Annotated in this window: 10 protein-coding genes and 1 other RNA gene; 9 read left to right on the top strand and 2 right to left on the bottom strand. The window is 60.5% G+C overall.

Annotation, left to right across the window (positions count from 1 at the left end):
- Nucleotides 1-34 precede the first annotated feature (34 nt).
- Together K1567_RS11570 and K1567_RS11565 are read right to left on the bottom strand one after the other, a co-directional pair.
- Nucleotides 35-406, bottom strand: coding sequence for a YraN family protein (locus tag K1567_RS11570; RefSeq protein WP_034111801.1), 372 nt, complete (start codon nt 404-406; stop codon nt 35-37).
- Nucleotides 406-2,217 (bottom strand): penicillin-binding protein activator, encoded by a 1,812-nt coding sequence (locus tag K1567_RS11565; RefSeq protein WP_034095954.1) that lies wholly within the window; start codon nt 2,215-2,217, stop codon nt 406-408. The genes K1567_RS11570 and K1567_RS11565 overlap by 1 nt, the downstream gene beginning before the upstream one ends.
- A 187-nt stretch (nt 2,218-2,404) precedes the next feature.
- Here K1567_RS11565 and rsmI point away from each other — a divergent pair, with 187 nt between their 5' ends.
- The 9 genes from rsmI to mraY all read left to right on the top strand — a co-directional run bounded on the left by rsmI (nt 2,405) and on the right by mraY (nt 11,455).
- The gene (gene rsmI, locus K1567_RS11560) at nt 2,405-3,310 is read left to right on the top strand and encodes a 16S rRNA (cytidine(1402)-2'-O)-methyltransferase (protein WP_169867995.1); all 906 of its coding nucleotides are present in this window, start codon (nt 2,405-2,407) and stop codon (nt 3,308-3,310) included.
- Between the two features lie 96 nt (nt 3,311-3,406).
- Nucleotides 3,407-3,760: RNase P RNA component class A (gene rnpB, locus K1567_RS11555), an RNA gene on the top strand.
- Between the two features lie 355 nt (nt 3,761-4,115).
- Nucleotides 4,116-4,571 (top strand): division/cell wall cluster transcriptional repressor MraZ, encoded by a 456-nt coding sequence (mraZ, locus tag K1567_RS11550; protein WP_003171868.1) that lies wholly within the window; start codon nt 4,116-4,118, stop codon nt 4,569-4,571.
- Complete coding sequence (rsmH, locus tag K1567_RS11545) at nt 4,568-5,515, top strand: 16S rRNA (cytosine(1402)-N(4))-methyltransferase RsmH (RefSeq protein WP_034095955.1); 948 nt, start codon at nt 4,568-4,570, stop codon at nt 5,513-5,515. Before mraZ ends, rsmH begins: the two co-directional genes overlap by 4 nt.
- Nucleotides 5,512-5,805 carry a cell division protein FtsL gene (gene ftsL, locus K1567_RS11540; RefSeq protein WP_034095956.1) on the top strand — a complete coding sequence of 98 codons (294 nt, stop codon included), beginning with the start codon at nt 5,512-5,514 and terminating at the stop codon, nt 5,803-5,805. The genes rsmH and ftsL overlap by 4 nt, the downstream gene beginning before the upstream one ends.
- On the top strand, nt 5,805-7,547 hold the full coding sequence (locus tag K1567_RS11535; RefSeq protein ID WP_169868009.1) for a penicillin-binding protein 2: 1,743 nt from the start codon (nt 5,805-5,807) through the stop codon (nt 7,545-7,547). Before ftsL ends, K1567_RS11535 begins: the two co-directional genes overlap by 1 nt.
- Nucleotides 7,547-9,010: a UDP-N-acetylmuramoyl-L-alanyl-D-glutamate--2,6-diaminopimelate ligase gene (gene murE / locus K1567_RS11530; RefSeq protein ID WP_169867996.1), complete on the top strand. Its 1,464-nt coding sequence runs from the start codon at nt 7,547-7,549 to the stop codon at nt 9,008-9,010. Before K1567_RS11535 ends, murE begins: the two co-directional genes overlap by 1 nt.
- Complete coding sequence (murF, locus tag K1567_RS11525) at nt 9,003-10,373, top strand: UDP-N-acetylmuramoyl-tripeptide--D-alanyl-D-alanine ligase (RefSeq protein WP_034095959.1); 1,371 nt, start codon at nt 9,003-9,005, stop codon at nt 10,371-10,373. Before murE ends, murF begins: the two co-directional genes overlap by 8 nt.
- Nucleotides 10,373-11,455, top strand: a complete 1,083-nt coding sequence (gene mraY, locus K1567_RS11520) for a phospho-N-acetylmuramoyl-pentapeptide-transferase (RefSeq protein ID WP_034111805.1) — start codon at nt 10,373-10,375, stop codon at nt 11,453-11,455. Before murF ends, mraY begins: the two co-directional genes overlap by 1 nt.
- The last annotated feature ends 2 nt before the right edge of the window (nt 11,456-11,457 follow it).

Below are 11,457 nucleotides of genomic sequence, written 5' to 3'. Positions count from 1 at the left end.
AGAGCAAAAGTGTGTGGTGAAGATGTCCGGCGAATCAGCTGTCGAAGGCGTTCGGGAGCCAGTTCAGATCAGCGGTACCCGACGGTGTGCTTTCTATGGCAACCACATCGAAACGGCAGGGGGCGTCGGCCCAGCGATGCTCTTCTTGCAGGAAAAACTGCGCGGCGAGTATTAGCTTCTGACGCTTGCGCCCGTCGATACTGGCGAGCGCGCCACCCCATTGTGCGTGTTTTCTGTAGCGGACTTCGACGAATACTACTGTATCGCCGTCAAGCATGACCAGATCAAGCTCGCCGCGTTTACATAACCAGTTCTGCGCCAAAAGGCGCAGACCCTGTTGTTGCAGGTAGTTCAGAGCTTGAAGTTCGGCATCCTTGCCGCTTTGCGCACGGGACCGCTCGGGCATCAGCGCGGGGTGTCCGGCAGACGCTGGATCTGACCACCGACGAACTTCGCCCAGGGCATCTGGCGATCTACGCGTTGGTTGCCGCTGATTCCCAGGTTGCCCGAGAGACCGTCAATCCGAGTGTCCGGGAGCGCCTTGAGCTGGCCCAGGCGTGGCGCCAGACGATAGGCATCCACACCCATCGCGTAGAGACGGCCGAGGCTGCCATTGGCTTGTGGCCATTGTGCTGCAACTTGATTGCGCAGCGGGTCGGTGGTGTTGAGCAGCCAAGGGGTTTCACAGAACATTACGTTGGTCATGTCCAGGTATTGGTTCTTGTCGCCGCTGGCGCTGAATACGTGGGACGTTGCATACACGGGCACGTCGCCGGCGTACTGGAAGTTCAGGGTCGGTTTGATCTGTTGGGCCAGTTGCGGGGTTACGGCCAGGAAGATGAACTCGATGTCCTGGCGACGCGAAGGTTGTGCCGCCACGTCGGTACCAACGGCGTTTTGCAGGCTCTTGGCGCGGCCTTCGCTTTTACGCAGTTGGAACAGGTCGGCAATTTGCTGGGCCAGGGCGACCGGCTGGTCGACGTATTCCACACCCATCACCGTACCGCCATGAGCTTCCCAATCCTGACGGAAGGCTTTGTAGACCCGCTCACCCCATTCGCCACGCGGCACCATGGCGGCAGCGCGGTGCAGGCCATCAGCACGGGCACGACGCGAGACTTCGCGGGCTTCGTCTTCGGCGGCCAGGCCAAACTGGAACAACTGCGGTGGCGCTTGATCGGTCTCGCTGTAGTTCAGCGCCAAGGTGGTGATCGGCAATTGAGGGCGCGCGCTGAGCTGTTTGACCAGTGGTTTCTCCAGAGGACCGACCACCAGTTGCACACCGGCGGCCTGGGCCTTGGCGTAGAAGTCGTCGATGGAGGTGATGCGGGAACTGTCATAGAACTCGATCACTGGCGGTTTCTGCCCGGCCTGTTCGGCCTGGTAGTGCGCCGCCATGAAACCTTCGCGCAACGCCTTGCCAACGGACGCCAGCGGGCCGTCTTGTGGCAGCAGTACGGCGATCTTGGTCAGGGGTTGGCTGGCCAGCTCTTTAAGCTTTGTCAGCGGAGTCGGCAATTGCAGCGCTGCCGGATGGTTAGGGTTCTGCGCGCGCCAGGTATCGATAGCGGCCTGCTGTTGTTCCAGGGTGCCGGCGGCCTTGACCGACTGCGCCAGGGTGATCCAGCCGTCGAGCACCGGGTTGCCGCTGGCTTGCAGTTGGTCGGCCGGCACGGCGGCAATCAGGACCCAGATCGCTTCATGGTTGCTGTGGGCTGCGTCGCCAGTCAGCAATGGCGCCATGGCGACCCGTTCGCGGGCGGCGGCCAGAGTCTGGCCGTCTGCCTCATAAGCACGGGCATGCACGGTGCCAGTGCGAATTTGCTGTTCGGCCGGCAAGTCCTTGAGGTTCTGCAGGCTCGGGTGGCTCAGAGCGGTCAACGCGGCCTTAGGCTGGTTGCGGGTCATGGCCAGTTCGGCGGCCAGGGTGCTGGCGAATACTTGTGCAGCCGGTTTGAGAGCGTCCAGGGGCACTTGGGCAAGAATCTGCGACGAGCGGCCGGGATTGTTCTGGTGATAGGCCATGTCCGCCGCGCTCAAGCGCAGTAATGCCGCCTTTTCTGGCGTCTTGGCGGTGGCGGCCTGTTCGAGCAATTGCTCGATACTGGCGTCCGGAGTCCGAGGAAGGTCGCCAAGGCTGGACGAGGGCGAGCTGGCGCAGGCGGCCAGTAAGGCAGCGAGGCAGAGGGCGGAGAGCAGCCGCAGGCAAGCGATCATGTAAGTGTTCCTGATACCGATCAAATTAGCGTGGAATTGTACCCAAGCACTGGCCCAGGCGCGATGTTACTGGAGTGAAACCGTCGATTTAGGTCGTGCAAATGTTGCTATTTGTGGACTGCTGGTCATGGATGGCTGAAACGGCATCGGTTTCGATGGCATATTTTCAAAGCATCTACGCGCTACAATGGATTTTTTGCCAACCATCGAGGTGTGCGTTTTGACTGCTCCAGGTTCTTTGAATTCCACTGCAGGCTCGCTTTTTGTCGTGGCGACGCCCATTGGCAACCTGGACGACATCAGTGCTCGCGCATTGAAAGTGTTGCGCGACGTTAAATTGATCGCGGCGGAAGATACTCGGCACTCCCAGCGGCTGATGCAGCATTTTGGCATCAGTACTCCTCTGGCCGCCTGTCACGAACACAACGAGCGCGAAGAGGGCAGCCGTTTTATCGTGCGCCTGCTGGCTGGCGACGATGTGGCGTTGATCTCAGATGCCGGCACGCCGCTGATCTCCGACCCTGGCTATCACCTAGTCCGCCAAGCGCGGGCCGCAGGTATCAATGTAGTGCCTGTTCCGGGAGCGTGCGCGTTGATCGCGGCTTTATCGGCGGCTGGTCTGCCGTCCGATCGTTTTATCTTCGAGGGTTTCCTGCCGGCCAAGGCCGTTGGGCGTCGGGCGCGCCTTGAGGCGTTGAAAGAAGAACCGCGCACCCTGATTTTTTACGAAGCTCCGCACCGAATCCTAGAATGTCTGCAGGATATGGAGCTGGTATTCGGCGGGGAGCGTCTTGCGTTGCTGGCGCGTGAGCTGACCAAAACCTTCGAGACCCTCAAGGGCCTGCCCCTGGAAGCGCTGCGTGCCTTTGTAGAAGGCGACAGCAATCAACAGCGTGGTGAGTGCGTGGTGCTGGTGGCGGGCTGGACGGCGCCGGAAAGCGAGGATGCCGTCGGCAGCGAGGCCATGCGCGTGCTGGACTTGCTTCTCAAGGAGATGCCCCTCAAGCGGGCCGCGGCTCTGGCGGCGGAAATTACCGGCGTGCGGAAGAACGTCCTGTATCAAGTGGCGCTGGATAAACAGAAAGCCGAATAGTTCCGGGTTGAATGCGGCATTTCGTCCGATGGTGATGGCAGTCGGGTACTTTTAATACTTGTCCTGAGGCCGTCGTGCCGTTAACCTGCGCGGCGGAGAGTCGATTGGACAGTCGCTGCCCTCTATGAAAATTAGGGGGGGGAGGAAAGTCCGGGCTCCATAGGGCGAAGTGCCAGGTAATGCCTGGGAGGCGTGAGCCTACGGAAAGTGCCACAGAAAATAACCGCCTAAGCACTTCGGTGCCGGTAAGGGTGAAAAGGTGCGGTAAGAGCGCACCGCACGACTGGCAACAGTTCGTGGCTAGGTAAACCCCACTTGGAGCAAGACCAAATAGGGTCCCAAGGCGTGGCCCGCGCTGGGACCGGGTAGGTTGCTAAAGATGTCCAGTGATGGCCATCGTAGACGAATGACTGTTCAAGACAGAACCCGGCTTATAGATCGACTCTCCACCTTATTTCCCTCTATCCGAATCTCGGGCAGAAAACCGGTAGTAGCGCAAGAATCCCTCCCTGCCAAATCATTGGCAGATGCATCTTCGTAATACCAAAAAAATCTTACTCTTAATAAATTACTTTAACTTCAAGCAATAGCTCTTTGAGCTTGCTGTGCTTGTTGGGTCAAAAATATCGCTGAACTCTGGTTTCTCCTCCTTTTACGCTCCTAAATCTCCGTTCTGTAAGGCTTTTCCTTGAATCCGTGCCTTGACGGTGTGGTGGGCGCATTCCTATAGTGTGCGCAAGTGGCGGAAAGTGGCACAAAGTGGGTTTTTTGAACGTAAAACGCTAAAATTTGGAGAAACGCATCTGTGTTTCGCGGAGCTAACGCTATCAGTCTCGACGCAAAGGGCCGTCTCGCTATGCCGAGCCGGTATCGCGACGAGCTGATTTCGAGAAGTTCCGGCCAGTTGATCATCACTATTGATGCCGTTGACCCTTGTTTATGTGTTTACCCCCTCGACGAGTGGGAGTTGATTGAAACCAAGTTGCGCGCCTTGCCTTCATTACGCGAAGAAAACCGCCGCCTGCAGCGTTTGCTGATCGGCAATGCCGTCGACCTTGAGCTTGATGGCAGCGGTCGTTTCCTGGTGCCGCCGCGTCTGCGCGAGTACGCCAAGCTCGATAAGCGCGCGATGTTGGTCGGCCAACTGAACAAGTTCCAATTGTGGGACGAAGATGCCTGGGATGCTGTTTCTGCAGCTGACCTGGCTGCTATTCAACAACCGGGCGCCATGCCTGACGAACTGCGTGATCTGATCCTGTGACTATTGATAGCGGCTTTAACCACATCACCGTACTGCTTGACGAAGCCGTTGAGGCTCTCGCTGTACGCGCGGATGGCTGCTATTTGGATGGCACGTTCGGCAGGGGCGGGCACAGCCGGTTGATCCTCAGTCAGCTCGGGCCGGATGGAAAACTCCTCGGGTTCGACAAAGACCCCCAAGCGATTGCCACCGGGCAAGCGCTAGCGGCCGAAGACGGCCGCTTTGTCGTTGTGCAGCGCAGCTTTGCCGAGCTGGGAGCCGAAGTGGCCGAGCGCGGCATGGCAGGCAAGGTGGCCGGGGTGCTGCTCGACCTGGGCGTGTCTTCTCCACAGCTCGATGACCCGGAGCGCGGCTTCAGCTTCATGAACGACGGCCCGCTCGATATGCGCATGGACCCCACCCGGGGCGTCAGTGCCGCGCAGTTCATCGCCACCGCACCGGTGGAAGAAATCGCCCGTGTATTCAAAGAGTACGGTGAAGAGCGCTTCGCCGGTCGCATGGCTCGTGCCGTGGTTGAGCGCCGCGAAATCCAGCCGTTCGAGCGCACCGCCGACCTGGCCGAAGTGCTGAAAGTCGCCAACCCTGCCTGGGAAAAGGGCAAGAACCCGGCGACCCGTGCGTTCCAAGGCCTGCGTATCCACGTCAATAACGAATTGGGCGATCTTGAGGCCGGCCTAGAGGCTGCCCTCGACGCGCTGGAAGTGGGCGGTCGCCTGGTGGTGATCAGCTTCCACTCTCTGGAAGACCGTATCGTTAAACTGTTTATGCGCCGCCTGGTCAAGGGCGAGTCCGACAACCTGCCGCGCAACCTGCCGGTACGGTTCGAAGCTTTTGTGCCGAAAATCAAAATCCATGGCAAAGCGCAGTTCGCTTCTGAAGCTGAACTCAAGGCCAACCCGCGTGCCCGCAGTGCTGTTATGCGCGTTGCGGAGAAGCTGCGGTGAGTAAGCTTTTCGCCAAACCCCTCCCGGGTGGCAGCTTCTTTATGTTGCTGCTGTTCATCGGCGTACTGGTGTCCGCGATTGCGGTGTCCTACAGCGCCCACTGGAACCGTCAACTGCTCAACACCCTATATGGGGAGTTGAGTGTGCGTGACAAAGCCCAGGCCGAGTGGGGCCGGTTGATCTTGGAACAAAGTACCTGGACGGCCCACAGTCGTATCGAAGTGCTGGCCACCGAGCAGTTGAAAATGCACATCCCGAGCGCGGCTGACGTGCGGATGGTGGCGCCATGATGAAACTCGAAGGCGCACTGTACCCATGGCGCTTCCGCTTGGTGCTCGGTTTGCTGGCGCTGATGGTGGGGGCGATCGCCTGGCGCATCGTTGATCTGCAAGTGGTCGATCGCGACTTTCTGATCGGTCAGGGCGATGCCCGCAGTCTGCGTCATATTCCTATTCCTGCGCACCGTGGCCTGATCACCGACCGCAACGGCGAGCCCTTGGCTGTCAGTACGCCGGTGACCACGCTGTGGGCAAACGCCAAGGAACTGCAAGTCGCCAAGGACCGCTGGCCGGCCCTCGCCGCCGCCCTCGGTCAAGACCCTAAGGCCTTGGCCGAGCGTCTGGAAGCTCAGGCCAATAAAGAGTTCATCTATCTGGTGCGCGGTCTGACGCCTGAGCAGGGCCAGCAGGTGCTCGACCTTAAAGTCCCCGGTGTCTACGGCATCGAGGAATTCCGTCGCTTCTACCCGGCCGGTGAAACCACCGCCCACATGGTGGGTTTCACCGACATCGACGACCATGGCCGCGAAGGCGTAGAGCTGGCCTACGATGAATGGCTCGCCGGGGTTCCCGGCAAGCGACAAGTCATCAAGGATCGGCGCGGCAGGTTGATCAAGGATGTGCAGGTCACCAAAAACGCCAAGGCCGGTAAGCCCTTGGCGTTGTCGATTGACCTGCGTTTGCAATACCTGGCCAACCGTGAGCTGCGTAACGCGATCATCGAAAACGGCGCCAAGGCCGGCAGCCTCGTGATCATGGACGTGAAGACCGGCGAAATCCTCGCCATGGTGAACCAGCCTACCTACAACCCGAACAACCGTCGCAACCTGCAACCGGCGATGATGCGCAACCGCGCCATGATCGACGTGTTCGAGCCGGGTTCGACCATGAAAGCCATCTCCATGAGTGCCGCCCTCGAAACCGGGCGCTGGAAGCCCAGCGACAAGGTCGAGGTCTACCCGGGCACGCTGCAGTTGGGCAAGTACACCATTCGTGACGTTTCCCGTACCGAGGGACCGGTGCTGGATCTGACCGGCATTCTGATCAACTCCAGTAACGTGGGTATGAGTAAGGTCGCCTTCGATATCGGCGGCGAAACCATCTACCACCTGGCGCAGAAGATCGGCCTGGGCCAACCCACGGGCTTGGACTTTCCGGGCGAGCGTGTCGGTAACTTGCCGAACTACCGCGACTGGAAAAAAGCCGAGACCGCCACCTTGTCCTACGGCTACGGCCTGTCGGTGACTGCAATCCAACTGGCTCATGCCTTCTCCGTGCTGGCCAACAATGGCCGCATGGTGCCGTTGAGCCTGATCCACGTCGATGAAGCGCCGAAAGCGACCCAGGTAATCCCGGAAAATGTCGCCAAGACTATGCAAGGCATGCTGCAACAAGTGATCGAAGCGCCGCGCGGTGTATTCCGTGCCCAGGTTCCGGCGTATCACGTGGGCGGCAAGTCCGGTACCGCACGTAAGACGTCGGTGGGTACCAAGGGGTACGCCGAGAACTCGTACCGTTCGCTGTTCGCTGGCTTCGGTCCAATGAGCGATCCGCGCTACGCCATCGTCGTGGTGATCGATGAACCGAGTAAGGCTGGATATTTCGGTGGCCTGGTCTCCGCGCCGGTGTTCAGCAAAGTGATGTCCGGCACCCTGCGCTTGATGAACGTCACCCCGGACAACCTGCCGCCCACCCAACAAGCGAACGCCGGGCCACCGGCCGCTGCCGTAAAAGCCAATGGAGGGCGCGGCTGATGTCTCTGAGTTTAAACAAGATCTTCGCCCACGCCGGGCGCGACCTATTGATTCGTGAGCTGACCCTGGACAGCCGCAATGTGCGTGCCGGTGACCTGTTCCTGGCGGTGCCGGGTGGCAAGTTCGACGGCCGTGCACACATTGCCGATGCGTTGCAGCGCGGTGCAGCCGCCGTGGCTTATGAAGCCGAAGGCGCCACCGTGCTACCGATCACCGACGTGCCGCTGATTCCGGTCAAGGGGCTGGCCAAACAGTTATCCGATATCGCCGGGCGTTTCTATGGCGAGCCGAGCCGCCACCTCAACCTGGTGGGCGTGACCGGCACCAACGGCAAGACCAGCGTGACCCAATTGGTTGCCCAGGCTCTTGATCTGCTGGGCCAGCATTGCGGGATTGTCGGCACCCTGGGGACCGGTTTCTATGGCGCGCTGCAAAGCGGCCTGCACACCACCCCGAACCCGATTGCCGTGCAAGCGACCCTGGCCGACCTGAAAAAGGCCGGTGCCAAGGCCGTGGCCATGGAAGTCTCGTCCCACGGGCTGGATCAAGGCCGCGTCAGCGCTCTGGCGTTTGATGTGGCGGTGATGACCAACCTGTCCCGCGACCATTTGGACTACCACGGCACCATGGAGGCTTACGCCGCCGCCAAGGCCAAGCTGTTCGCCTGGAACGATCTTAAGTGTCGGGTGGTGAACCTGGACGATGACTTCGGTCGCCAATTGGCCGCCGAACACAGCGAAGCGCGCCTGATCAGCTACAGCCTGCACGATTCAAGTGCCTACCTGTATTGCCGCGAAGCCCAGTTCAACGACGAAGGCGTGCGTGCCACGCTGGTGACGCCTCAGGGCGAACATCACCTGCGCAGTACCTTGCTCGGCCGGTTCAACCTGAGCAATGTACTGGCTGCCATCGGCGCGTTGCTGGGCCTGGACTATGCCCTGGACGAAATTTTAAAAGTGCTGCCGAAGCTGGAAGGCCCGGCCGGCCGTATGCAGCGTCTGGGTGGCGGCAAACAGCCGCTGGTGGTGGTCGACTACGCCCACACGCCGGACGCCCTGGAGAAAGTCCTCGAAGCGCTGCGCCCCCACGCCAAGGGCAAATTACTGTGCCTGTTCGGCTGCGGCGGTGATCGTGATCGCGGCAAGCGCCCGCTGATGGCCGAGATTGTTGAACGTCTGGCAGACGGCGTGTTGGTCACCGATGACAACCCGCGCAGCGAGAATCCGAGCCAGATCTTCGACGATATCCGTGCCGGCCTCAAAGACGTATCCAAGGCCACCTTCGTTGCCGGCCGCGGTGCCGCCATCGCCCAACTGATCGCCAGCGCAAGCGCCGACGATGTGGTGGTACTGGCCGGTAAAGGCCACGAGGACTATCAGGAAATCAACGGCGAGCGGCATGCCTTTTCCGATCTGGTCGAGGCTGATCACGCCTTGAGCGCCTGGGAGGTTGCCCATGCTTAAGCCGATGCGCTTCAGTGAACTGACCCAGGCCCTGTCGGGCCGCATGTTGTCCAGCGACTGCCGCTTCGACGGTGTCAGCATCGACAGCCGTGCCATCCAGCCAGGGCAACTGTTTGTTGCGCTGGCCGGCCCGCGCTTTGATGGCCACGACTACCTGAATGACGTCGCCGCCAAAGGCGCCGTGGGTGCCTTGGTGCAGCGCGAAGTGCCGGAGTCGAGCCTGCCGCAGTTGTTGGTTGCCGACACCCGCTTGGCCCTGGGCCAACTGGGCGCACTCAACCGTGCCGCGTTCGATAAGCCTGTGGCTGCCATCACCGGTTCCAGCGGCAAGACCACGGTCAAGGAACTGCTCGCCGGTGTCTTGCGCACCCGTGGTCCGGTACTCGCTACCCGTGGCAACCTGAATAATGATTTCGGCGCGCCGTTGACCCTTCTCGAACTGGCCCCGGAACACACGGCGGCGGTGATCGAACTGGGTGCATCGCGCATCGGCGAAATCGCCTACACCGTCGCACTGACCAAGCCTCACGTCGCCGTTATCAATAACGCCGGTACCGCTCACGTCGGTGAGTTCGGTGGCCCGGAAAAGATCGTCGAAGCCAAGGGTGAAATCCTTGAAGGCCTCGACGCTTCGGGCACTGCCGTATTGAACCTCGACGACAAAGCCTTCGAAACCTGGCGTGTGCGCGCCGCCGGTCGCAAGGTCCTGACGTTTGCCGTGCTTAACGCCGCGGCTGATTTCCATGCATCCAACATCACCGTCGATGCACGCGGCTGCCCTTCCTTTACCTTGCACACCCCGCAAGGCAACGAGCACGTGCAACTGAATTTGTTGGGCAACCATAACGTCGCCAATGCCCTGGCCGCCGCCGCCGCCGCCCATGCCCTGGGCGTGTCGCTGTTCGGTATCGCCACGGGGCTGGGCGCTGTGCAACCCGTCAAGGGCCGCACCGTGGCGCAGTTGGCTACCAATGGTATGCGCGTGATCGACGACACCTATAACGCCAACCCCTCTTCCATCAACGCTGCGGTCGACCTGCTCAAAGGGTTCGCCGGGCGCAAGGTGCTGGTGCTGGGCGATATCGGCGAACTGGGCGACTGGGCCGAGCAGGGGCATCGGGAAGTCGGTGCCTACGCGGCGGGCAAAGTCGATGCGCTGTACGCAGTCGGTCCGAACATGGCCCACGCCGTCGCCGCCTTCGGCCCCGGTGCCACGCATTTCGCCAGTCAAGCCGAGTTGATCCAGGCCATCGGCGCGGCCGAACACGATAAAAACACAACCATTTTGATCAAGGGATCGCGCAGCGCGGTGATGGAAAACGTCGTCGTGGCCTTGTGTGGCTCAAGTACGGAGAAACATTAATGCTGCTGCTGCTGGCTGAGTATCTGCAACAGTTCCACAAAGGCTTCGCGGTCTTCCAGTACCTGACCTTGCGCGGGATTCTGGGTGTGCTGACCGCGTTGTGTTTGTCGCTGTTCCTCGGGCCGTGGATGATCCGCACCCTGCAGAACCTGCAAATTGGTCAATCGGTTCGCAATGATGGCCCGCAGTCGCACCTGTCCAAGTCCGGTACGCCGACCATGGGCGGCGCGCTGATCCTGTCGTCTATCGGTGTCAGCACTTTGCTTTGGGCTGACCTGCACAACCGTTATGTATGGGTGGTGTTGCTGGTGACCCTGCTGTTCGGCGCCATCGGCTGGGTGGACGACTACCGCAAGGTGATCGAGAAGAACTCCAAGGGGCTGCCAAGCCGCTGGAAGTATTTCTGGCAATCGGTATTTGGCCTGGGTGCGGCGATCTTCTTGTACATGACGGCCCCAAGCGCGGTGGAAACCACGCTGATTCTGCCCATGCTCAAGGATGCCAGTATTCCCCTGGGTATCGGTTTCGTGGTGCTGACCTACTTCGTGATCGTCGGCTCCAGCAACGCCGTCAACCTCACCGATGGCCTCGACGGCCTGGCGATCATGCCGACGGTGATGGTGGGCGGCGCGCTCGGCATCTTCTGCTACCTGTCGGGTAACGTGAAATTCGCTGAATACCTGCTGATCCCTTATGTACCGGGGGCGGGCGAGCTGATCGTGTTCTGTGGCGCGCTGATCGGTGCGGGGCTTGGGTTCTTGTGGTTCAACACCTACCCGGCCCAAGTCTTCATGGGCGACGTCGGCGCACTGGCGCTGGGCGCGGCCCTGGGCACCATCGCGGTGATCGTTCGCCAGGAAATCGTGCTGTTCATCATGGGCGGTGTTTTCGTGATGGAAACCCTGTCGGTGGTCATCCAGGTGGCGTCCTTCAAATTGACCGGGCGCCGCGTGTTCCGCATGGCGCCGATTCACCACCACTTTGAACTCAAGGGCTGGCCCGAGCCGCGCGTGATTGTCCGCTTCTGGATCATCACCGTGATTCTGGTGCTGATCGGCCTTGCCACCCTGAAACTGAGGTAGAA

Source organism: Pseudomonas sp. S5F11 (assembly GCF_019641515.1).
Lineage (GTDB): Bacteria > Pseudomonadota > Gammaproteobacteria > Pseudomonadales > Pseudomonadaceae > Aquipseudomonas > Aquipseudomonas rhodesiae.
Note: the sequence above shows the minus strand (reverse complement) of the source record. Positions and strands in the feature narration are given on the sequence as shown.

Coding starts and splice junctions, on each gene's coding strand:
- K1567_RS11570 (WP_034111801.1), bottom strand. CDS start 406: ATGCCCGAGCGGTCCCGTGCGCAAAGCGGCAAGGATGCCGAACTTCAA.
- K1567_RS11565 (WP_034095954.1), bottom strand. CDS start 2,217: ATGATCGCTTGCCTGCGGCTGCTCTCCGCCCTCTGCCTCGCTGCCTTA.
- rsmI (WP_169867995.1), top strand. CDS start 2,405: ATGGATTTTTTGCCAACCATCGAGGTGTGCGTTTTGACTGCTCCAGGT.
- K1567_RS11535 (WP_169868009.1), top strand. CDS start 5,805: ATGAAACTCGAAGGCGCACTGTACCCATGGCGCTTCCGCTTGGTGCTC.
- murE (WP_169867996.1), top strand. CDS start 7,547: ATGTCTCTGAGTTTAAACAAGATCTTCGCCCACGCCGGGCGCGACCTA.
- murF (WP_034095959.1), top strand. CDS start 9,003: ATGCTTAAGCCGATGCGCTTCAGTGAACTGACCCAGGCCCTGTCGGGC.
- mraY (WP_034111805.1), top strand. CDS start 10,373: ATGCTGCTGCTGCTGGCTGAGTATCTGCAACAGTTCCACAAAGGCTTC.